The 19,618-nt window shown below is 70.0% G+C and carries 20 protein-coding genes and 4 tRNA genes; 10 read left to right on the top strand and 14 right to left on the bottom strand.

All coding sequences use genetic code 11. From position 1 onward, the window contains the following. Positions 1-140 precede the first annotated feature (140 nt). A complete protein-coding gene (locus tag J2Y70_RS06815) occupies positions 141-1,022 on the bottom strand; it encodes an arginase family protein (RefSeq protein ID WP_309915041.1) in 882 nt (293 codons plus the stop codon). 1 nt (position 1,023) lies between these two features. After that, positions 1,024-2,094 carry a GNAT family N-acetyltransferase gene (locus tag J2Y70_RS06810; protein ID WP_309915038.1) on the bottom strand — a complete coding sequence of 357 codons (1,071 nt, stop codon included), beginning with the start codon at positions 2,092-2,094 and terminating at the stop codon, positions 1,024-1,026. Between the two features lie 113 nt (positions 2,095-2,207). Between J2Y70_RS06810 and J2Y70_RS06805 the strand changes: the two genes are divergently transcribed. Both J2Y70_RS06805 and J2Y70_RS06800 read left to right on the top strand, forming a co-directional pair. Further along, positions 2,208-2,483, top strand: coding sequence for an acyl carrier protein (locus tag J2Y70_RS06805; RefSeq protein ID WP_309915036.1), 276 nt, complete (start codon positions 2,208-2,210; stop codon positions 2,481-2,483). Between the two features lie 6 nt (positions 2,484-2,489). Next, positions 2,490-3,725 (top strand): beta-ketoacyl-[acyl-carrier-protein] synthase family protein, encoded by a 1,236-nt coding sequence (locus tag J2Y70_RS06800; protein WP_309915033.1) that lies wholly within the window; start codon positions 2,490-2,492, stop codon positions 3,723-3,725. Positions 3,726-3,786: 61 nt separating this feature from the next. On the opposite strand, the gene J2Y70_RS06795 is transcribed toward J2Y70_RS06800, so the two are convergent. Both J2Y70_RS06795 and J2Y70_RS06790 read right to left on the bottom strand, forming a co-directional pair. After that, positions 3,787-5,142: an aminotransferase class III-fold pyridoxal phosphate-dependent enzyme gene (locus J2Y70_RS06795; protein WP_309916218.1), complete on the bottom strand. Its 1,356-nt coding sequence runs from the start codon at positions 5,140-5,142 to the stop codon at positions 3,787-3,789. Between the two features lie 167 nt (positions 5,143-5,309). After that, on the bottom strand, positions 5,310-6,002 hold the full coding sequence (locus tag J2Y70_RS06790; protein ID WP_309916215.1) for an MtnX-like HAD-IB family phosphatase: 693 nt from the start codon (positions 6,000-6,002) through the stop codon (positions 5,310-5,312). A 162-nt stretch (positions 6,003-6,164) separates the two neighbouring features. Between J2Y70_RS06790 and J2Y70_RS06785 the strand changes: the two genes are divergently transcribed. Continuing rightward, positions 6,165-6,251, top strand: a tRNA-Leu gene (locus J2Y70_RS06785). A gap of 177 nt (positions 6,252-6,428) precedes the next feature. Here J2Y70_RS06785 and hemN read toward each other — a convergent pair. After that, positions 6,429-7,835 (bottom strand): oxygen-independent coproporphyrinogen III oxidase, encoded by a 1,407-nt coding sequence (gene hemN, locus J2Y70_RS06780; protein WP_309915030.1) that lies wholly within the window; start codon positions 7,833-7,835, stop codon positions 6,429-6,431. Between the two features lie 45 nt (positions 7,836-7,880). Then, positions 7,881-8,315, bottom strand: coding sequence for a group III truncated hemoglobin (locus tag J2Y70_RS06775; RefSeq protein ID WP_309915027.1), 435 nt, complete (start codon positions 8,313-8,315; stop codon positions 7,881-7,883). 228 nt (positions 8,316-8,543) lie between these two features. On the opposite strand from J2Y70_RS06775, the gene J2Y70_RS06770 reads away from it, so the two are divergent. Together J2Y70_RS06770 and J2Y70_RS06765 are read left to right on the top strand one after the other, a co-directional pair. Next, the gene (locus J2Y70_RS06770; protein ID WP_309915024.1) at positions 8,544-8,864 is read left to right on the top strand and encodes a hypothetical protein; all 321 of its coding nucleotides are present in this window, start codon (positions 8,544-8,546) and stop codon (positions 8,862-8,864) included. An 80-nt stretch (positions 8,865-8,944) separates the two neighbouring features. Then, a complete protein-coding gene (locus J2Y70_RS06765) occupies positions 8,945-10,006 on the top strand; it encodes a 4Fe-4S dicluster domain-containing protein (RefSeq protein WP_309916212.1) in 1,062 nt (353 codons plus the stop codon). 375 nt (positions 10,007-10,381) lie between these two features. Here J2Y70_RS06765 and J2Y70_RS06760 read toward each other — a convergent pair whose 3' ends face one another. From J2Y70_RS06760 to J2Y70_RS06750, 3 genes are all read right to left on the bottom strand, one after another. After that, the gene (locus tag J2Y70_RS06760) at positions 10,382-10,936 is read right to left on the bottom strand and encodes a hypothetical protein (RefSeq protein WP_309915021.1); all 555 of its coding nucleotides are present in this window, start codon (positions 10,934-10,936) and stop codon (positions 10,382-10,384) included. A gap of 538 nt (positions 10,937-11,474) precedes the next feature. After that, a tRNA-Cys gene (locus J2Y70_RS06755) sits at positions 11,475-11,548 on the bottom strand. A gap of 78 nt (positions 11,549-11,626) precedes the next feature. Then, positions 11,627-11,702 (bottom strand) — tRNA-Gly (locus J2Y70_RS06750). A gap of 304 nt (positions 11,703-12,006) precedes the next feature. On the opposite strand from J2Y70_RS06750, the gene J2Y70_RS06745 reads away from it, so the two are divergent. Next, complete coding sequence (locus tag J2Y70_RS06745) at positions 12,007-12,744, top strand: hypothetical protein (RefSeq protein ID WP_309915018.1); 738 nt, start codon at positions 12,007-12,009, stop codon at positions 12,742-12,744. Here the strand turns inward: J2Y70_RS06745 and J2Y70_RS06740 are convergent. Further along, positions 12,644-13,078: a hypothetical protein gene (locus J2Y70_RS06740; RefSeq protein ID WP_309915015.1), complete on the bottom strand. Its 435-nt coding sequence runs from the start codon at positions 13,076-13,078 to the stop codon at positions 12,644-12,646. The two genes, J2Y70_RS06745 and J2Y70_RS06740, sit on opposite strands and share 101 nt — an antisense overlap. A gap of 236 nt (positions 13,079-13,314) precedes the next feature. Here J2Y70_RS06740 and J2Y70_RS06735 point away from each other — a divergent pair, with 236 nt between their 5' ends. Continuing rightward, a complete protein-coding gene (locus tag J2Y70_RS06735) occupies positions 13,315-14,844 on the top strand; it encodes an FAD-dependent oxidoreductase (protein ID WP_309915012.1) in 1,530 nt (509 codons plus the stop codon). An 11-nt stretch (positions 14,845-14,855) separates the two neighbouring features. Here the strand turns inward: J2Y70_RS06735 and J2Y70_RS06730 are convergent, their stop codons facing one another. Further along, complete coding sequence (locus J2Y70_RS06730; protein ID WP_309915009.1) at positions 14,856-15,275, bottom strand: hypothetical protein; 420 nt, start codon at positions 15,273-15,275, stop codon at positions 14,856-14,858. Between the two features lie 72 nt (positions 15,276-15,347). Here J2Y70_RS06730 and J2Y70_RS06725 point away from each other — a divergent pair, with 72 nt between their 5' ends. Both J2Y70_RS06725 and J2Y70_RS06720 read left to right on the top strand, forming a co-directional pair. Next, positions 15,348-16,637 (top strand): SDR family oxidoreductase, encoded by a 1,290-nt coding sequence (locus J2Y70_RS06725; RefSeq protein ID WP_309915005.1) that lies wholly within the window; start codon positions 15,348-15,350, stop codon positions 16,635-16,637. Next, positions 16,618-17,088, top strand: coding sequence for a DUF2269 domain-containing protein (locus J2Y70_RS06720; protein WP_309915003.1), 471 nt, complete (start codon positions 16,618-16,620; stop codon positions 17,086-17,088). Before J2Y70_RS06725 ends, J2Y70_RS06720 begins: the two co-directional genes overlap by 20 nt. 218 nt (positions 17,089-17,306) lie before the next feature. On the opposite strand, the gene J2Y70_RS06715 is transcribed toward J2Y70_RS06720, so the two are convergent. Beyond that, the gene (locus J2Y70_RS06715; protein WP_309915000.1) at positions 17,307-18,128 is read right to left on the bottom strand and encodes a glycosyl hydrolase family 18 protein; all 822 of its coding nucleotides are present in this window, start codon (positions 18,126-18,128) and stop codon (positions 17,307-17,309) included. A gap of 347 nt (positions 18,129-18,475) precedes the next feature. On the opposite strand from J2Y70_RS06715, the gene J2Y70_RS06710 reads away from it, so the two are divergent. Further along, the gene (locus J2Y70_RS06710; protein WP_309914997.1) at positions 18,476-18,688 is read left to right on the top strand and encodes a hypothetical protein; all 213 of its coding nucleotides are present in this window, start codon (positions 18,476-18,478) and stop codon (positions 18,686-18,688) included. Positions 18,689-18,867: 179 nt separating this feature from the next. On the opposite strand, the gene J2Y70_RS06705 is transcribed toward J2Y70_RS06710, so the two are convergent. Then, positions 18,868-18,943, bottom strand: a tRNA-Gly gene (locus J2Y70_RS06705). A 36-nt stretch (positions 18,944-18,979) separates the two neighbouring features. Beyond that, a complete protein-coding gene (gene pgsA, locus J2Y70_RS06700) occupies positions 18,980-19,615 on the bottom strand; it encodes a CDP-diacylglycerol--glycerol-3-phosphate 3-phosphatidyltransferase (protein WP_309914994.1) in 636 nt (211 codons plus the stop codon). Between the last annotated feature and the right edge of the window lie 3 nt (positions 19,616-19,618).

Genomic DNA, 19,618 nt, shown 5'->3' with positions numbered 1-19,618 from the left:
CTGAAGTCGCTCCCACAGAGTCCTGCGGCATGCGGACAGAGCGAAGGGAACGCGCCGGCACCGTTTTCTGCCCTCTGCCTGCCTCGCCCGCCGGCCCTGCATCGGAACATTTGCCGCAATTGCCCGCACTGGCAATGCCGCTACTGCGGCATCGCAGCCTCGGCCAGAGCCTGCAACAGACACAGATTCACCTCGTGCTGCTGCGCCTGCCACGCCGGCAGCGCCTGCGGCGAAGGCGGCGGTTGCGCATCCAGCGCCGCCAGCCGCCGCTTCCACCACTGCGGATAGCGCGCTTCGGACACCTCGCCGGTGATGTCGCTGCCGAGCAGTTGCCCGTGCAGGTAGGCGATCGCGGTGAGCAGGTGCGGCACCCGCAGCTCGCCCTGGTCCCAGTTGGTGCGCGCGTCCTGCGGATCCAGCACGTCTTTGTCCAGCGACAGGTAGGTCGGCATCGGCGTACTGCGCAGATGCTGCAGGAACGCGTCGATCATCTCCATGCTCGTGGCGAAGCCGCGCACCGCACGGCCCAGTCCCAGCCGCCGCGCCCAGCCGACGTCGACGCCGCTGCACCAGTAGCGCAGCGTGCCGCGGTACAGCGGCCGCAGATGGTTCTCCCAGGCGTGCGCCGCGCCGACATCGCCCGAGGTGATGCCGATCACTTCTACTTGCGCCACCTGCGGCAGCGCCGCCACCCGCCACACCCACGAGCCGCAATGCACCCCGAACGGGAAGCGCATGTTGTCCGGGTGGTTGTCGAACACCACCACCCGCAGCGGCGCCTGCGCCCGCCGCGCCAGCCGCGCGATCAGCGGCAGGCTCAGGTGGTGGAAATCGCCGCTGCCGAGCAGCACGGTGCCGTGCTGCGCCGGCAGCATGCCGTCGAGCGCAGTGCCGAAGCGGCGTAGCCGGCGCAGCGAACAGGCGAAGCGCAGCCCGTCGCACCACGGCTGCAGCGGCAGCCGCAGCGCGCCCGGCAATGCGCCAAGCGATCCATCCAGGTCCAGCACCACCGGTGCGCTCATGTCATGGCGCCGCATCGTCGTCGGGCTCGGCGACAGCGACGTCGTCGGCTTCGAACAGCGGCCGCAGCCGCCGCAACGCGATGCGCAGCAGCGGATTGCGCAGGTACACCGCATGCCAGGTGTAGGTGAAGCTGGCGCCGAGTTGCGCCTTCACCTGCGGATCGGTCCAGCCGGCGACGTAGGCGCGCAGGCCGTGGCGGCAGGCGTAGTCCAGGTTGTGCATCCAGCTCAGCGCGTACAGGTTGTGCGCGCGCGCATCCGGATAGTGCAGGCCGATGTACTTGTCCAGCAGCCGCCCGGCGTGCACGTAGCACAGGTTCCAGCCGATCAGCCGGCCCTGGTGCCGATAGGTGAATACCAGGCCGCCCGCGTCCGCATCGGTCAGCAGCGCATCGAAGAATGCGGCGGTCAGCAGGTCGAAGTGCACCTCGCTCTGCGCGTAGACCTGCAGATACAACGCATAGCACTGCGCGCGCAGCGCCGGGTCGGCGAAGCCGGCGCCGGTCGGCAGCATCTGCACGTCCAGATCGGCGCGCGAGCGCAGCTTGCGGCGGATGTTGCGGCGGCGGCCGCGCGACAGCCGCGCCAGGTACTCGTCGATGGACGCGAAATCGATCGGCACCCAGGCCAGCGCCTGCCCGCGCAGCAGCACGTAGCCGCTGCGCGCACAGGCCTGCAGGAACACGTGCGCCCAGGCGTTGTCGGTGGCGTCGAGCAGCGGCGAGCGCTGCGGGATGTCCTTGACGATCAGCAGCGCGCGCTGCCGTCCCAACTGCGCGCGCCACTGCCGCGGCAACTGCGCCGGATCGGCCGCGCGCGGCAGCCAGGCGTATTCGCTGACGGTGCTGCCGACGAAGCTGGTGCGCGGCCGCAGCAGGCGCCGCCACAGCCGCTGCAGCGGCCAGCCGGCGACGCGTGCGCGCAATGCCGGGTCGGCGGTGATGAGCAGGTCGAACTCGGCCTCAAACGCCGGTACGCCATGCTCCAGCGTGTGCGCCACGAAGGCCTGCGGCGGATGGGCCAGGAACTGCCGCTGCAGCGCCTGCGGTTCGAGTTGGCTTACGAAAGGCATCTGCAAGATTGGCCGGCTAGCGTGGAGGATGGACGCCGCAGCCGTGGGCCGCGGCGTGCCTTCCACCGCCGGCACGCGCCGCACGGTGGCCTTTCATTTCGCGGAGGACTGCCATGACCCCGTCTATCGAGACCCAGATCCACAGCATCGTCGCCAATCACGCCGAGATCGAACCCGCCGGCCTGACCGCGGACACCAAGCTGCAGGACCTGGGCGTGGATTCGCTGGAGGCGATCGAGATCCTGTTCGACATCGAAGAACACTTCGACATCACCTTCCCGCAGCGCGACCCGAACCTGGACGACGGCTCGCTGGGCAAGCTGAGCGAGGCGGTGCGGCAGGCGCTGGCCGCCAAGGCCGCCGCCGCGCCGCTCGCCGCGGCGCACTGAGGCGGCATGGAGCGCTCGGCGCAGGGACGTCGCGTCGTCGTCACCGGCATGGGCGCGGTCAGCGCGCTCGGCCTGGGCGCCGATGCGCTGTGGCGCGGCATGTGCGAGGGCCGCAGCGGCATCGCCGCGCTGGCCTCGCCGGATCCGCAGTCCGCGCTGAAAATGCGCGTGGCCGCCACCGTGCCCGGCTTCGCGCCGCAGGCGGCGCAGCTGGGCGGCATCGCGCCGGGCCAGCTGGACCGCATGACGCAGATGGCGCTGGTCGCGGCCTGCGAGGCCGTGGCCCAGTCCGGCCTGGCGCTGGACGGCGCAGGCGCCGCACGCGCGGCGGTGGTGATCGGCACCGGCGTCGGCGCCGAACTCAGCCGCGACGAACAATCGCGGCGGCTGTACCGCGAGCAGGCCGAACGCCTGCATCCGCTGACCATCGTGCGCAGCATGAACAACGCCCCGGTCAGCCAGATCAGCATCGCCTTCGGCCTGCGTGGCCCGGCCTTCGCCGTGTCCAGCGCCTGCGCCTCGGCCAACCACGCGCTGGCGCAGGCGGCGCTGCTGATCCGCCACGGCCTGGCCGACGTGGCCATCGCCGGCGGCAGCGAAGCCTGCCTGAGCCTGCCGCTGATCCGCGCCTGGGAGGCGATGCGGGTGGTCAGCGACGACACCTGCCGCCCGTTCTGCGCGCAGCGCAGCGGCCTGGTGCTGGGCGAAGGCGCCGGCATCTTCGTGCTGGAAAGCGCCGCGCACGCGGCTGCGCGCGGCGCGGTGGCGCTGGCGGAACTGGCCGGCTTCGGCCTGGGCGCCGATGCGCACGACATCGTCGCACCCAGCGCCGACGGCGCCGCCGCGGCGATGCGCCTGGCGCTGCAGGACGCGGGACTGCAAGCGCAGCAGATCGACTACATCAACGCCCACGGCACCGGCACCCTTGCCAACGATCGCGGTGAGACGCAGGCGATCCGCCAGGTATTCGGCGCGCACGCCGATGCGCTGGCGGTGAGTTCGACCAAGGCGGTGCATGGCCATGCGCTCGGCGCTGCCGGCGCGCTGGAGCTGGTCGCGGCGATCGGCGCGCTGCGCGAGCAGACGGTGCCGCCGACCGCGAACTTCCTCGATGCCGATCCGGAGTGCGACCTGGACTACGTGCCCAACCAGGCCCGCGCGCAAGCAGTGCGCGCAGTGCTCAGCAATTCCTTCGCCTTCGGCGGACTCAACGCGGTACTGGCGCTGCGCGCGGCGGGCTGACGCGCGCGCCGCGGCGAAGGACGGGAGGCAACGCGGCGCCAACGCGCTGTCTCCCGCCATCTCATGCCACCCGCTTGGCGCGGGTCAGCAACTGGTCCAGCAGCGACAGGCCCAGGTCGATCTCGTCGTGGCTGATGTGCAGCGACGGCGCCAGCGTGATCACGTTCTTGTGGTAGCCGCCCACGTCCAGCACCAGGCCGATGCGCTTGCCGTTGTGGCGCAACTCGCCCTCCAGCCCCATGTCCACCATCGTGTCGAGCAGCTTGCGGTTCGGGGTGAAGCCGTCCGCCTGGCAGATCTCCGCGCGCAGCGCCAGGCCCAGGCCGTCGACGTCGCCGATTTCCGGATGGCGCTTCTGCAGGTCGCGCAGGCCGTCGAGGAAATGCGCGCCCTTGGCCATGACCATGGTTTCGTAGTCGGTCTCGGCCAGCATGCGCATGGTCTCCAGGCCCACCGCGGTGCCTAGCGGGTTAGAGGCGAAGGTGGAATGGGTCGAACCCGGCGGGAACACGGTCGGGTTGATCAGTTCCTCGCGCGCCCAGATCCCGGCCAACGGATTGAGGCCGTTGGTCAGCGCCTTGCCGAACACCAGCACGTCCGGAGTCACCCCGAAGTGCTCAATCGCCCACAGCTTGCCGGTGCGGAAGAAACCCATCTGGATCTCGTCGACCACCAGCAGGATGCCGTACTTGTCCAGCACTCGCTTCAGGCCGGTGAAGAAGTTCGGCGGCGGAATCACGTAGCCGCCGGTGCCCTGGATCGGCTCGACGTAGAACGCGGCGTACTCGCACTGCCCGGCCTTGGGATCCCACACGCCGTTGTACTCGGTCTCGAACAGGCGTTCGAACCTGGCCACGCACTGCTCGCCGTATTCCTCCTTGGAAATGCCCTTGGGGCCGCGGAAGTGGTACGGGAATTCGATGAACTGGGCGCGGTCGAAATGGCCGAAGCGGCGCCGATAGCGGTACGAGGAGGTGATCGCCGAGGCGCCCAGGGTGCGGCCGTGATAGCCGCCCTCGAACGCGAACACCAGGCTCTTGCCGCCGCTGGCGTTGCGCACCAGCTTCAGCGAGTCCTCCACCGCCTGCGCGCCGCCGACGTTGAAATGCACCCTGCCCTTGCGCCCCCACTTGCGCTGCGCGTCCTGGGCGATGGTCTTGGCCAGCTCGATCTTGGTCGGGTGCAGGTACTGGCTGGCGACCTGCGGCAGGCTGTCGATCTGCCGCTTCAGCGCGCCGTTCAAGCGCGGATTGGCGTAGCCGAAGTTGACCGCCGAATACCACATCTGCAGGTCCAGGTACGGCACGTCCTCGGTGTCGTACAGATAGCTGCCGTCGCAGTGCGCGAAGATCCGCGGCGGTTCGCTGTAGTGCACGGTGTCGCCGAACGAGCAGTATTCGGCCTCGTCGGCCAGCATCTGCGCATCGCCGAGGGCGGCGTGGTAGGCGGGGCCGGTACGCAGCAGCGCGTCGGGATCCGGCGCCGCCGGCTGCGGGCTGTCGTGCTCTGGAGCGTCGAGCGTGTCGAGATCGCCGTGGAGCGGCGCGAGCGCCGTGGGGAGCGGAACATTCCGATTCATGAGGATCAGGCTCGTTGGGGAACGGGGAGAGGGAGGCGCGCGGCCGCCGCGGCGGGCGCGGCGAGCTCGTGCAGCAGCGCGATCGCATCGTCGAAGCCGCCGATCGCGTGGTGGGCGATGCCGCTGGCGCGGCAATGCCGCAGCAGGCCGTCCTTGGCGAACACCAGATCGGCCTTGCCGGCCACACAGAAATCGGAGCGACCGTCGCCGATCAGCAGCGTGGAGCGCGCCGGTTGCTGTTGCGCCATGACCGCGCACTTGCAGGTGCCGCTGGCGCAGTCCGGCCGCGCGTGCGGCGAGGCCATGCGCCAATGCCCGGCATCGGTGCGCAGCAGACGGTTGGCGACGATCGGCAGCTGGTGCAGGCCGTGCCGCGCCAGGATCCGCGCAATCGGGTAGTCCAGGCCATCACTGACGATGCTCAGCGGCATGCCGAGATCGCGCGCCAGGTCGACGAAGCGCACGAACGCCGGATCGATGCGGACCTCGTCGAGCACGCGGTGCAGCGCGTCCACGTCGCCATCGAGCAGCGCCACCTGGCCGCTCATGCACGCGCGCGCGCCGATGCGCCCGGCCACCCAATCGTCCTCCAGCGCGCGCCAGCCGGGGCGGCCGAGGCGCTCGAGCAAGGTATCGGTCACGTCCTGCAGCGACACGGTGCCGTCGAAATCGCAAAGAATCTTCCACTGGACGCGCAAGGCGGCTCTCCGGCTCATTCGCGCAGAGCCTAGGCGGGCTGTCTTTCGGGTTCCTTTCGGCAAGATCCACGACAGTCGGGGACGTTCACCCGCGCCATGTAGCGCGGCGACGACGTGCGCGGTTCACAATTCGGACGCAATCAGGCACGCTAGCGGCACCAGGCCCGGATGGCGAAACTGGTAGACGCATCGGACTTAAAATCCGCCGGGGGCGACCCCATGCCGGTTCGATTCCGGCTCCGGGCACCATCCGCGTTTCGGCATAAGCGGCCGCAAATGCAGGCGTGCGCAGCGCTCACACGCCGCAGTCGACGGCCATACAGGCCGCCGCGGCGCCACAAGCGCCAAACAAAAGCCCCGGCGCCGCCGCCACGACGGAACCGGGGATGCCAGTCGGCAAACGTTGAACCTATCGGCGCGCGGTGCTCAGATCGCCTTCGAATAGCGTGCCGGCTGCGCCGGCTGCCGCAGGTAGCGGTCGAAGCACATCGCGATCAGGCGCAGCAGCGGGCGCCCGCGCGCGGTGGCCTGGATCACGCCGTCGCGGTGTTCGGCCAGGCCGTCGGCGCACAGCGGCGCCAGCGCCTGCAGTTCGTCGTGGAAATAGCGGGCGAAGTCGATGCCATGGCGCTGCGCCAGCGCGGCGACGTCGGCGCGGCCCTGGCACATCAGCTGCTGGATCAGCTCCGCGCGCAGCGCATCATCGGCGCTGAGCTGCAGGCCGCGCAGCACCGGGCTGTCGCCGGCATCCACCGCCGCCTCCCAGGCCGGCAGCTCGCGCTGGTTCTGGCTGTAGCTGTCGCCGATGCGGCTGATCGCGCTGACCCCCAGCCCGAGCAGGTCGGTCTCCGCATGCGTGGTGTAGCCCATGAAATTGCGGTGCAGCCCGCCCTGCCGCTGCGCGCGCGCCAGGTCCTCGTGCGGCAGTGCGAAATGGTCCATCCCGATGTACTGGTAACCAGCCGCCGACAGCATGCGCACCGCCAGCCCGAGCAGGGCCAGCTTCTGCTCGGCGTCGGGCAGGTCCGCATCGGCGATGCGCCGCTGCGCCTTGAACAGCTGCGGCATGTGCGCATAGCCGTAAACCGCCAGGCGGTCCGGGCGCGCCGCGATCACCGTTTCCAGGGTGCGTTCGAACCCGGCCAACGTCTGCCGCGGCAGGCCGTAGATCAGGTCCACGTTGACCGAACGCATGCCCTGCACGCGGCAGGCGCGCAGGATGTCCAGCGTTTCCTGTACGCCCTGGCGGCGGTTGATCGCCTCTTGCACCAGCGGATCGAAGTCCTGGATGCCCAGGCTGGCGCGGTTGAAGCCCAGTGCGGCCAGCGCGGCGATGTCCTGCGGCGTCACCGTGCGCGGATCCAGTTCGATGGAGATGTCGCGGTCCGGCGCGTCGCTGAAACGGAACAGCCCGCGCAGGCCGCGCAGCAGCTCGCCGAGCAGTTCCGGCGCCAGGAAATTCGGGGTGCCGCCGCCCAGGTGCAGCTGCACCACTTCGCGCTCGGCGTCGAAGCACGCGGCCATCATCGCCGCCTCGCGCAGCACCCGCTGCACGTAGGCGCGGCCCTTGCCTGCGTCGCGGGTGATGACCCGGTTGCAGCCGCAGTAGAAGCACGGGTTGCGGCAGAACGGCACATGCACGTACAGCGACAGCGGCCGCGCCGGATCGCTGGCCTGCACCGCCGCGAACAGCTGCGTCGGGCCGAAGCCGGCCTGGAAATGCGGCGCGGTCGGATACGAGGTGTAGCGCGGGCCGGGACGGTCGTAGCGGCGCAGCAGCTCGGCGTCGAAGGTCCAGGCGGCGGCGGGATCGGGAGCGGTGAGGATGTCCATGGACACGAGCTTGCGCGCGGCGGCGGCGGGCCGCCTTGACTTGGATCAATCGGACGGCGGCAACGGCGTGACCGGCTCGAACGGCCGCCAGCTCATCTGGTGGCGGCGCCAGAAGGTGTCGGCGATGCGCGCGGCGATGTCGTCGGCCAGCATGCGCATCGGCGCGTTGTCCAACTCGGCGGTGGTGGCGCGGAACAGGCTCAGCCAGCGCTGGAACAGCGCCGCGCTGAGTTCGCGCATGGCCATGTGCTTGGGCATCGGCGCGCCGCGGAAGCGCCGCGTGCCGCGCAGCATCGCCGACCAGAAGTCGCTCAGCTGCAGCAGGTGCGCGTCCCAGTCCTCGATGTGCGCGGCGAACACCGCGGCCAGTTCCGGGTCGGCGCGCACGCGGCGGTAGAACGCGTCCACCAGCGCGGTCACTTCGTCCTCGCTGCACAGGTCCGGCCCGGGCAACGGCAAGGCGGCGATGGGGTCATGCATGGCGGGGTTCCTGTTCGATGCGTCCAGTATCCGCATCGGTGCCGGCCCGGCCTTGATCAGGATCAATGTCGCCACGCGCCGCGCTGCCTAGTCTGCGTGGGCGGCATGCGCCTGCGCCGCCGTCGACGGGGGATCGGCGGCGCGGCCGTGTGCGAGGCGCGCCGGCCCGCGCGCGGCACCACCCCGGCGCATGCCGCACCTCTCCCTTCCGCCATGGAGTCCGCCCGCATGACCCCCAGCGACGATCCCCTGCTCGACCCGCTGCTCGATCCCGCCGCGCCGCGGCCGCTGGTGCAGCGGCTGGGCGTGGTGCTGTGGCCGAGCTTCCTGGTCGCCGGCGCGATGAGCGTGCTGTTCTTCGCCGTTGTCGATCCGCTGGCGCTGCGCGACATCAGTTTCCCGGGCCGCCAGCTGAGCCGCGAGTTCGGCTACACGCTGGGCTTCTTCATGTTCTGGCTGGCGACGCTGGCGTCGAGCGGGTTGACCGGGTTCCTGTCGCGACCGGCACCGCGCGCCGGCGGCGACGATGCCGAGGAGCCGTTGCCGTGAGCGGCACGCCTGCGCCCCGCGCCATTCCATCGCGCACGATCGCCACGCCCGCCGTGGCCGCCACCCACACCGTGGCACCGCTGCGCAACCGCTACACGCGCGCGCGCCGCGGCGTGCTGTGGCTGCTGTTCGCCGCGTTCTACCTGCTGCCATGGCTGCGCTGGGACGGGCGCCAGGCGCTGCTGCTCGACCTGCCGGCGCGGCGCCTGCAGTTGTTCGGTTGGACCCTGTGGCCGCACGACATCGGCTGGCTGCTGCTGGCGCTGCTCGCCGCGATGGCCGCGCTGGCGGTGACGACCACGCTGGCCGGACGGGTGTGGTGCGGCTTCGCCTGTCCGCAGACGGTCTGGAGCCAGGCCTTCGCCTGGCTGGAACGGCGCTTCGCCGCCTGGCCGGCGGCCGCGCGCCACGTGGTCTGGGCGGCGCTGGCGCTGTGGACTGGGATCAGCTTCGTCGGCTATTTCGCGCCGATCGCCGAGCTGGTCGCGCGCGTGCGCCCGTTCGCCTGGAGCGGCTGGGAAACCTTCTGGGTGCTGTTCTACGCCCTGGCCACCTGGGGCAATGCCGGTTTCCTGCGCAGCCAGGTGTGCCGCTACCTGTGCCCCTACGCGCGGCTGCAGCCGCTGCTGTGCGACCGCGACACGCCGCTGATCGGCTACGACGCACGGCGCGGCGAACCGCGCGGTGCGCGCGCCTGCGGCCAGGGCAGCGTGGCCCAGCGCGGGCGACGCCTGCTCGACGCCGGCACCGCCCGCGACTACGCGCTGCGCGCCGGCATCGCCCGCCTCGCCGGCCAGGACGGCCGGCGCAGCGAGGCACTGGCCGCCTACGCCGGCATCCTGCCCAAGTTCAGCGACGCCCAGCTCGGCGACTGCGTGGACTGCAGCGCCTGCATCGATGCCTGCCCGGCACGCATCGACCTGCGCAACGGCGCGCACTACGCCTGCACCGCCTGCGGCGCCTGCGTGGACGCCTGCGACCGCAGCATGGACGGCCACGGCTTCGCGCACGGCCTGCTGCGCGTCGCCAGCGCCAACGCGGTGGACCGCCAGCCGCGGCGCTGGCTGCGCCGACCGCGCTTGCTGGCCGGGCTTGCGCTGTTGCTGGCGACGTCGCTGGCGTGGCTGTTCGCTGCGCGCTGAGCGGCGCTGGCGTGCCGCCCCGCCCAATGACGGCGCGACCTGGCGGGACGCCTGCCGCCGGCGCGGCGGCGCGCCGTCATGCTGCAGGTGCCGCGACGCCGCTGGATGCCGAATGCGGCCTAGTCGATCGTCCGTTGGATTGAACATAGGCCTCCGATGACGGCCAGCCTGAAGCAGCACTCGCCGAGATGGGATCGCTGCAGGTGCATCACCGAATCTGCGGCCGCAGATATATGGGATGTGTTTTTCGTACGGCGCTGCCAGGAGGATGCGTCGTCCCTCTCCCCCGCGACGGGGATATTTTGGGCAGGACAGAGGTCGAAGCGTCGGTCGAACGCTGGCTAAAAGCTCAGCCCTTCTCATGCTGTCGAGTTCCTACTCTCTCACCACCTGGTCTGCCGGGACATAGATCGTGATGCCGCCCCCGTGCTGTCGCCAGTTTCCATTCGCTGCCTTGAGCACTCGAGACTGCCGCTTCGTAAGATACGTCTGCGCGCTCCCGACCATCTGCTGTGGCTGACGGTGCGGTTCACATGCGGGAAAGTACCGGTTTATGGGACCGGCTTTCTTCCTGCATAGGGGATCTCCCGGCACAGTGTCGTAGATGTACCCGTCGTACTCGATCCACATGTGGGTCGGCAAGATGTCTTCGTCCGAATCAAAGACGCCATAGACAATGCACAGCTTGTTGTGCTTCGCCGGCGGACTCCTTTGCAACGTCAAGAATGCAGCCAACTTGTCGTCAAACGATCTCTTGGTTGCGGCTCGACTCGACGCCAGCTTTGTCCCTAGAGCTGCAAGGCTGTTATTCAAAGCGCTCGCTATCGCTTCGTTTTCCCAACCGTCAATCGCCCACACTCGACAGCTGCAGCCTTGAATGAAGGCGGGCTCCTTGTTCTCGCCTTCGTGCGTGCCCATTACAGCGCTCATGCTATTTCCCTGGCAGTTCATCGACAGAGATAGCAGGATGCTTGGAGCGTACCCGGCGATTCGTCTCAAGCGCACCGCGCACTCCAGTGCAGCGGCATGTCGGAGAACCGTTAGGACCCTCGCACCGTCGACGATCCAGCAGTATCACTCACGCCCAGTGCGAGGTGGATCAGATGCCGTTTTCCCGTCGTTACCGTTCGTCGCCACGATGATCGTACACAGGCCCCGCCATAGACCGCGGCCACCAGCTTGCTGGCCGTGTTGACGTATAGCATTCAGCCACAGCTGCCGTTGATTCCGCGCGCCTAGCTGCGATGCCGGGCGGGAAACGCCCGATCCATGGCGCGCCCACAGGATGGCTGTGCATCGTGCTGGCGGAACGCCGAAGACAGCCAGACGCCGAGCGCCACGCATTCGGCTATCTGGAGCATGGCCGCTGGGCTGGTGGACGAGCGCGTGGAGCAAGCCAAGGCGGTCGCGCCCGCCGGCAGCCGTCTGCTTGCGGAAAATGACGAAGGGCCGGAGCCCTTGTCGAAGATGGAGGCCTGGGTCGGAATTGAACCGGCGTACGCGGATTTGCAGTCCGCTGCATAACCACTCTGCCACCAGGCCGGTGGACTGGATTCTAGCCGAAACCGCCAACGGCGGTCCGACAAAACAAAGCCCCGCTGACGGGGCTCTATCTGAATCTGGAGCGGGAAACGAGACTCGAACTCGCGACCTCAACCTTGGCAAGGTTGCGCTCTACCAACTGAGCTATTCCCGCTTGGGAGCCCGGCATTCTACAGCCCTCGCCCGCATTGCGCCAGCCTCCCCGGCAAAAATTTCCGGCGCACCGGTTGCCGCCCGGAATGCCGGCGGCACGGCGGCCTCCGTGCGCGCCAGCCGCGCGAACGGCGCCATCGGCTGTTTCGGGAGAGCGACCGCGCCGCGGCGCCAGGCGGACTGGAATATCGACCACAGCGGTTCGCGCGCCGAGGTAGACAAGTGCGCGGCGGCCCGGCGCGGCGGCCTTCCACGCCGGGCGCCGGCTCTAGCATGGCGGCCACACCCATTCCGGAGGCACCGCCATGAACCGATGGATACGCTGGGGCGGCGCGGTCGCCTGCCTGGCCGCGGCCAGCTGCGCGCACGCGCAGTCGTGCACGTTGCAGACGCAGACGCTGGCCTTGCCGCTGGTCTCGCGCAACATGCCGCACTACGCCTACCAGGTGCGGGTGCAGGTCGGCACAGTCCCGGCCTCGGCCAGCGCCGCTGCGGCCAGCCAGGTCCTGGAAGTGGACACCGGCTCCACCGGCGTGGTCGTGCCGCTCAGCGCGGCGATCCAGCAAGCCTGGAACGCCTCGACCAAGCTCGGCTACATCTTCTATTCCAGCAACAGCCAGTACCACCCCGGCAAGTACGTGCAGGTGCCGATGCGGCTCGGCGTGTCGCCCGACGGCAACAGCGCCGCGGCGCGCATCGACTCGATCGAGGTGCTGGCGGCGCAATGCAGTTGCGGGGTCGCCGCGATCGCGAAGGGGACACCGCCGGGTTCGCTGAAGACGCTGACCCAGGCGCCGGACGAGTGCGCCGCCTACAACAACACCCTCGCCCTGAGCAGCGGCGGCACGCAGACGCTGCAGAACTGCACAACGATCTCTTCCGACTTCGGCATGATGGGCGTGGGCTACGACCGCGGCGTCGATGCGGCGCGCAACCCGTTCCTCAACCTCGCGCAGATGCGTGCCGGCAGCATGAGCCCGGGCTACGTCGTCGGCACGTCCGGAAGATCAGCTTGCCGCGCCAGTACACGCCGCCGCGGTTGACCACGTCGCAACAGGCCACGCCCTGCGCCGCCGGCAACGGCGGCGGCGCGTACTTCCACTTCAGCGGCGCGCCCGGCTTGCCCAGGTCCAGCGCGAACACCACGTTCGGATACGGCGTGACCACGTACATGGTGTCGCCGACCACGATCGGCGCCGCCTCCTGGCCGCGGTTGATGCCGGTGGAGAAGGTGAACTCGACGCGCAGCGCCGCCACGCTGGAGGTGTCGATCGCATGCAGCGGGCTGTAGCGGGTGTTGGCGTAGTCGAGCGACGGCATCGGCCAGTCGCCGTCCGCCGGCGCCGCGACGCTCGCGCCGGGCAGCATGGCCATCATCAACGCCATCCAACGACAACGGGACTGCGGGCGCATTTCGATCCCTGCGAAGCCGATCGCGGCCGACACTAGTCCCGCCACCGTGAAGAATTTTTCAAACGTTTTGCACGCTCGCGCGGCGTGCAAAATGTGCAGGCAAGCCATGCAGACGTTGCCGTGCGCGCGACGCTACGCTGACGCGGCGATCACCCGCGCTGGGTATCGTGGCCCGGCAGTCCGCCACGGAGTTTCCTGCAATGTCCAGCGCACGCACCCTGCCCGTCTGGTCGCTCGGCAGCGACCCCACCGCACACTTCGCACCGACCCCGCCGAGCGAGGCTCAGGACGTGATCGTCGTCGGCGCCGGTGTGGCCGGGCTGACCACCGCGTTGCTGTGCGCGCAGCGCGGACGCCACGTGCTGGTGATCGACCGCGGCGGCATCGGCCAGGGCGAGTCGCTGCGCACCACCGCGCACCTGGCCTCGGCGCTGGACGACCGCTACTACGCGCTGGCCGAACTGCACGGCGAGCATGGCGCGCGCATGGCCGCCGCCAGCCACGCCGAGGCGATCGACTGGATCGAGGATTTCGTCGCCGCCAGCGCCGACCGCTGCGGTTTCCGCCGCGTCCCCGGCTACCTGTTCGCGCACGACGGCAACCCCGAGCGCCTGCGCAAGGAAGCCGACGCCGCGGCCGCCGCGGGGCTGGGCGCCGAATTCCTCGACGGCGGCATTCCCGGCCTGCCGCAGCTCGGCGGCGCTGTGCGCTTCGACGACCAGGCGCGCATCGACATGGGCCGCTTCCTGGACGCGCTGGCCGACGCGGCGCACGCCCAGGGCGTGCGCTTCTGCCTGGGCGAGGCGACCGCGGTGGACGGCGGCGCGCAGACCCGGGTCACGCTGGCGTCGGGACAGGTGCTGCACGCCAACACCACGGTGATCGCCAGCAACGTGCCGTTCCACGAGCGCGTGGCCATCCACACCAAGCAGGCGCCGTACCGCAGCTATGTCGTGGCCGGGCCGATCGCCGCCGATGCGCTGCCGGACGCGCTGATCTGGGACGACGGCGACCCGTACCACTACGTGCGCCTGACCGAAGACCGCGAGCACGGCGGCATGCTCGCCATCATCGGCGGCGAGGACCACAAGACCGGACAGAGCGACGACCCGCAGGCCTTCGTGCGCCTGCAGCAGTGGGCCGATGCGCTGCTGCCCGGTGTCACCCGCTACACGCATGGCTGGTCCGGGCAGATCCTGGAACCGAGCGACGGACTGGCCTACATCGGCGCCGATCCGGGCGGCGAGGACAACGTATACGTCGTCACCGGCGACTCCGGCAACGGCGTCACCCACGGCGTCGTCGCCGGACTGCTGCTCTCCGATCTGCTCGAAGGCCGCGACAATCCCTGGCACGCGCTCTACGACCCACGCCGCAAGCCGCTGCGCGGCGGCAGCGAATGGCTGCGCGAGAACGCCAACGTCGCCGTGCAGTACCGCGACTGGATCGCCCCCGGCCAGGCCTCCGGCGTGGCCGAACTGGCCCGCGGCGAAGGCGCGGTGCTGCGCCGCGGCCTGCACCGGGTCGCGGTGTACCGCAACGGCGAAGGCGCGCTGCATGCGTTCAATGCGCGCTGCCCGCACATGGGCTGTGCGGTGCGCTGGAGCCCGCAGGAGAAGTCGTGGGACTGCCCCTGCCATGGCTCGCGTTTCGCCGCCGACAGCGGCGCGGTGCTCAACGGTCCGGCCAGCACCGCGCTGGCGCCGTTCCCCTGGCCGCAGGACGAATGAGCCGCGCGCGCTCAGCGCCGCGGCGCGCGCCGGCTGCCGGTGTGCAGCAGCCAGTGCGCCGCGGCCAGCCCGGCGGCGAAGGCCGCGTACGTCGCGACCATGCCCGGCGCCGACAGATGCCGGTCGAAGCCGGGGGTGAGCCGCCGCGGCACCACGTGATAGTCCACCGCATAGGCCGCCGTGGCGACCGCCGCCGCGGTGGCGGCGACCCGCGCCGGCGCGTGGCTGGCGCGGGTGGCGCGGTCGAACACGCCGGCCCACAGCAGCGAACTGGCGTGGTGGATCGTGTAGCCGACCGCGGTGTAGCGCGCGCTCGGCGCGTGCCGGCGCTTGGCGCGTTCGCCCCACAGCCAGTGGCTGGTGGCATTGGCCCCGCTGCTGAGCGCGCCGGTGCGGCGCCGCGCCAGCGCCGCCACGACCACGGTGGACACGATGCTGGCGGCTGAGCCGGTCAGCAGGACGCGTTTGCAGCGCGGCCACCACCGCCGTGTCGCGGAGGCGTCGTGCGCATCCTGCTGACCGGGGCCAGCGGCATGATCGGCAGTGCGTTGGTCGACAGGCTGGCGCATCGGGGGCATGAGCTGGTCCTCGCGGTTCGCGACGAGCGGGACGCGCGCCAGCGTTGGCCGGCGGCCCGGATCGTACGGGCTGGATTCGGTGCGACCGAGCCGCCACCGTGGTCCGACTACCTGCGCGGCGTGGACGTGGTGATCAACGCGGTCGGGATCTTTCGCGAACAAGCAGGCCAGAGTTTCGATGCAGTGCATGTGAACGGCCCGCTGCAGCTGTTCCGCGCCGCCTGCGATGCCGGCGTACGCCAGGTGGTGCAGATCTCCGCGCTGGGCGCGCATCCGTCCAAGACTGCGCCCTATCTGGCCTCGAAAGGCCGCGCCGATGCCGCGCTGGCGGCGTTGCCGATCCGCTCCACCATCGTGCAGCCGTCGCTGGTGTTCGCGCCCGACGGCGCCAGCAGCCAGTGGTTCGCGGCGCTGGCGGTGCTGCCGCTGACGCCGCTGCCTGGCGACGGCAAGCAGCGCATCCAGCCGCTGCACCTGGACGACCTGTGCGAGGCGATCGTCGGCCTGCTGGAGCGTCCCGATCCGCCGCCGCGGCTGCGCGCGGTCGGCCCGGCCGCGCTGACCCTGCGCCGCTACCTGGCGCTGCTCAAGCACGGCCTCGGCGCGATCGGCGGCTGCCTGCCGATCCCGCTGGCGCCACTGCGCCTGGCCGGGCGCCTGCTGGGCCCGCGCAGCGGCTGGCTGGCGCCGGACGCGCTGGACATGCTGCAGGCCGGCTCGACCGCACCGCCGGACGACATGCACGCCGCGCTCGGGCGCGCGCCCCGCGCGCCCGAGCACTTCGTGCACGCCGGCAACCGCGCGCGCCTGCGCCAGGCGGCGCTGCTGCAATGGCTGCTGCCGGCACTGCGCTGGTCGATCGCGCTGATGTGGATCGTCACCGGCTATGTCTCGGCGTTCGCCTACCCGGTCGCCGACAGCCTCGCCCTGCTCGCGCGTACCGGCCTGCACGGCGGACTGGCCGTGGCCGCGCTGTACGCCGCGGCGGCGCTGGATGCGGCGCTGGGCCTGGCGCTGCTGTGCCTGCCGCGCTGGCGGCGCCACGTCTACGCGGCGCAACTGCTGCTGATCGGCGCATACACCGTGCTGATCAGCGCCTTCCTGCCCGAATACTGGTTGCACCCGTACGGGCCGATCCTGAAGAACCTGCCGCTGCTGGCCGCGATCGCGCTGGCCAGCGCACTGGAGCCGCAGCATGGACCTCATCGTCGTTAAGTACCTGCACGTGCTGTCGTCCACGTTCCTGTTCGGCACCGGCGTGGGCACCGCGTTCTACCTGTTCTTCGTCAGCCGCACCCGCGACGCGCGCGTGGTGGCGGTGGTGGCGCGCTACGTGGTGATCGCCGACTGGCTGTTCACCGCCACCACCATCGTGTTCCAGCCGCTCAGCGGCCTGTACCTGGCGCACAGGATGGGCTATTCGCTGCACAGCGCGTGGCTGTACTGGTCGATCGTGCTGTTCGTGATCGCCGCGCTGTGCTGGCTGCCGGTGGTGTGGCTGCAGATGCGCCTGCGCGACATCGCCGCGTCCGCCGCGGCGGACGGCCGCGAACTGCCGCTGGACTACGCACGCCACCTCGGCTACTGGACCGCGCTCGGCGTGCCGGCCTTGTTCAGTTTCCTGGCGATCTTCTACCTGATGGTGGCGCGGCCGCCGACGTTGTAGCGCGACGCGCGCTTCAGGCACTCGCAGTGCGCTGCTAAGCAACTGCGCGCGCGGCAATGGCGTTGTGGGAGAACGGCCGGCGCGTACACCGGAGCGCCACGCCAACGGCCCGGAGCGCCAGAGAGCCAGCTATCGCGGCAAGCGCGTTGCGATGCGCCTGCCGCACTTGGATGCACGCGCCGGTCTCTCGCCCACAGAGTAACGGAGAGCGAAGCGCGCTAGCCGGCCGTCGCGCCGCCGCGCGCCGCAGACACCGTGTCGTAGATGGTCTTGGCGCCGGTGAAGGTCGGATCCACGTCTTCTTCCTGGCCGTCCTGCCCGTGGTCGTTGTCGAGCCTCCAGCTGAACATGCCGCGCAAGCCGTTCTGCAGCGCGTAGCTGGTCCAGGCCGCGGTGTCTTCGAGCGAGGTCTGCGCGTCGCTGTTCTCGGTCGCCACTCCGCCCATCAGGATGTCGGCGCGCACCCCGGCCTGGATCCACACCTGCGCATCCTGCGGCGTGCCGGAGGACGAATAGTCCTGCAACTCGGCGGCATCCACGTACTGGTTGAACGCCGCCACCGCGCCGTCGCCGTAAAGGGCGACAGGGCCACCTGCGGGCCACGGCACCGACACCGCGATGCCGAGTCCGGCCGCCTTGAAGCTCGGGCTGAGCTGCGTCACCAGCTCCACGACCGAGGACATGCCGTCGCCTTCGGAATCAATGCTGATGCCGTTGAGGCCTTGCTGCTGCAGATAGGCCACGATGTTGGCGGTGGAGCGATTGGCGTTGTCGCGATTGTCCGTCACCGTCGCCACCAAGCCGGTGTCGCCGACCCCGGCATAGATCAGCGCGCCGGGCGCCTGCGCCTTGATCTGGGCGAGATTCTGCGCAGCGAATTGCGCATTGAGGTCCACGGCATAGCCGTTGCCGGACTCGACGAAGATGCCGAAGGCCAGGTTGTAGCGGCTGGCATAGCCGAGCGGCACCTTGCCCTGCGCAAGATTGTCGGCACCCGTGCCGTTCCATGTGTCGTACCAGGTTGCGATCTCGAAGTTCATGGTGGCTCCTGCAGTGGTGAGAGGGAGTTGCGGCGAGGGCGACCGGCATCCGCGCATGCGCCTGGCGCCGCGACCGCTCCGGTCCCGACGCAAACGCCTGTCGTGTCTTGCTCGTGCCCGGCCGCTGCGGCCGCGACGCCGCCGCCTTCTCCGCCCGTCTGCACGCGATGCAATGCCCCTGGCCGAACCTAGCGCAGATCGCGACGCGCGCGGTCGACACTGCGCGGCTTCGGAACAGCCATCCCAGTCGCGATTGCCGACGCGCGTGCGGGCCGGCATCGCCGGTGTGGGTGGCCGACGCTCACAACCCTGGCTAACGCTGCAAATTCATCGCTGATCTGGGCGCGGTGAACGGGACGCAGCGGGACCAGCTTGCCCGTCGAACAAGGTCCACGCCGTGGGATGCGCTCTTCTTCGTCGTGCCGGTGGCGCCCACCACCCTCGCCTCCTGCTATGTGCTCGGCGATGTGCAGCAACGGGGCGGACTGGACCATTTCCGGCAATTGCGGGAAGCCCTGCCGGTGCGGCGTATCGACTCGACGGCGGCATCGGCGCCGTAGCGGAACGCCTGCGCCGGCGAAGCGTCGCCGGCCGGGCGCGCCATGCCCGATACGGCATGGCGCCGATCTCCGCAGTGGCGCCTTAGCGAACGCATCGCACCGCGCCAAAACGAAAAAAGGACCCGAAGGTCCTGATTTCATCGTTCTGCAGGTATCCGCTGGATGCCTGCGAAACCGTCTGGAGCGGGAAACGAGACTCGAACTCGCGACCTCAACCTTGGCAAGGTTGCGCTCTACCAACTGAGCTATTCCCGCTTGAGGCCGCGAATTTTACCGGGAACCGGCAGGCTGTCAACCGTTGCCTTCGATTTTCTTCGCATTCTTGTCCGCCACCGCGGCGCGCTCGTCGGCGCGCAGGCTCGGCCAGGCCGCATGCAGGTACTGGATGCCGGACAACAGGGTCAGGATCGAGGCGATCGCCAGCGTCCAGTCGCCGATGCGGAAGATGAACCGCCCCATCCACACGCTCTCCGGCGGCGAGCCGTCGGGCATCACCGAGTACAGCAGGCACAGCAGCGCGACCATCTGCGCGGTGGTCTTGACCTTGCCGATCATCGCCACCCGCACCTTGGCGCGCTGGCCGATCTCGGCCATCCACTCACGCAGCGCCGACACCGCGATCTCGCGGCCGACGATCACCGCCGCCCAGAACGCCATCCACGGCGTCGGGTGGCCCTGCACGATCAGGAACAGCGCCACCGCGACCATCAGCTTGTCGGCCACCGGGTCCAGGAACGCGCCGAACGCGGAATACTGGTGGTAGCGCCGCGCCACCCAGCCGTCCAGCCAGTCGGTGAACGCGGCCAGGCCGAAGATCGCCGCCGAGGCGAAGTTCGTCCACGTGTACGGGAGGTAGAACACCAGCACCAGCACCGGAATCATCACGATCCGCAGCAGCGTCAGCCAGGTGGGGATGGTCAACTTCATTGC

This window comes from Xanthomonas sp. 1678 (assembly GCF_031455575.1).
Taxonomy (GTDB): domain Bacteria; phylum Pseudomonadota; class Gammaproteobacteria; order Xanthomonadales; family Xanthomonadaceae; genus Xanthomonas_A.
The sequence above is the reverse complement of the archived record's forward strand: the minus strand, read 5'-3'. Positions and strand labels throughout refer to the sequence as shown.

Excerpts from the sequence above, each read along its gene's own strand:
- J2Y70_RS06815 (WP_309915041.1), bottom strand. The coding sequence starts at position 1,022 with ATGAGCGCACCGGTGGTGCTGGACCTGGATGGATCGCTTGGCGCATTG.
- J2Y70_RS06810 (WP_309915038.1), bottom strand. The coding sequence starts at position 2,094 with ATGCCTTTCGTAAGCCAACTCGAACCGCAGGCGCTGCAGCGGCAGTTC.
- J2Y70_RS06805 (WP_309915036.1), top strand. The coding sequence starts at position 2,208 with ATGACCCCGTCTATCGAGACCCAGATCCACAGCATCGTCGCCAATCAC.
- J2Y70_RS06800 (WP_309915033.1), top strand. The coding sequence starts at position 2,490 with ATGGAGCGCTCGGCGCAGGGACGTCGCGTCGTCGTCACCGGCATGGGC.
- J2Y70_RS06795 (WP_309916218.1), bottom strand. The coding sequence starts at position 5,142 with ATGCTGGCCGACGAGGCCGAATACTGCTCGTTCGGCGACACCGTGCAC.
- hemN (WP_309915030.1), bottom strand. The coding sequence starts at position 7,835 with ATGGACATCCTCACCGCTCCCGATCCCGCCGCCGCCTGGACCTTCGAC.
- J2Y70_RS06775 (WP_309915027.1), bottom strand. The coding sequence starts at position 8,315 with ATGCATGACCCCATCGCCGCCTTGCCGTTGCCCGGGCCGGACCTGTGC.
- J2Y70_RS06770 (WP_309915024.1), top strand. The coding sequence starts at position 8,544 with ATGACCCCCAGCGACGATCCCCTGCTCGACCCGCTGCTCGATCCCGCC.
- J2Y70_RS06760 (WP_309915021.1), bottom strand. The coding sequence starts at position 10,936 with ATGAGCGCTGTAATGGGCACGCACGAAGGCGAGAACAAGGAGCCCGCC.
- J2Y70_RS06745 (WP_309915018.1), top strand. The coding sequence starts at position 12,007 with ATGAACCGATGGATACGCTGGGGCGGCGCGGTCGCCTGCCTGGCCGCG.
- J2Y70_RS06740 (WP_309915015.1), bottom strand. The coding sequence starts at position 13,078 with ATGATGGCCATGCTGCCCGGCGCGAGCGTCGCGGCGCCGGCGGACGGC.
- J2Y70_RS06735 (WP_309915012.1), top strand. The coding sequence starts at position 13,315 with ATGTCCAGCGCACGCACCCTGCCCGTCTGGTCGCTCGGCAGCGACCCC.
- J2Y70_RS06720 (WP_309915003.1), top strand. The coding sequence starts at position 16,618 with ATGGACCTCATCGTCGTTAAGTACCTGCACGTGCTGTCGTCCACGTTC.
- J2Y70_RS06715 (WP_309915000.1), bottom strand. The coding sequence starts at position 18,128 with ATGAACTTCGAGATCGCAACCTGGTACGACACATGGAACGGCACGGGT.
- pgsA (WP_309914994.1), bottom strand. The coding sequence starts at position 19,615 with ATGAAGTTGACCATCCCCACCTGGCTGACGCTGCTGCGGATCGTGATG.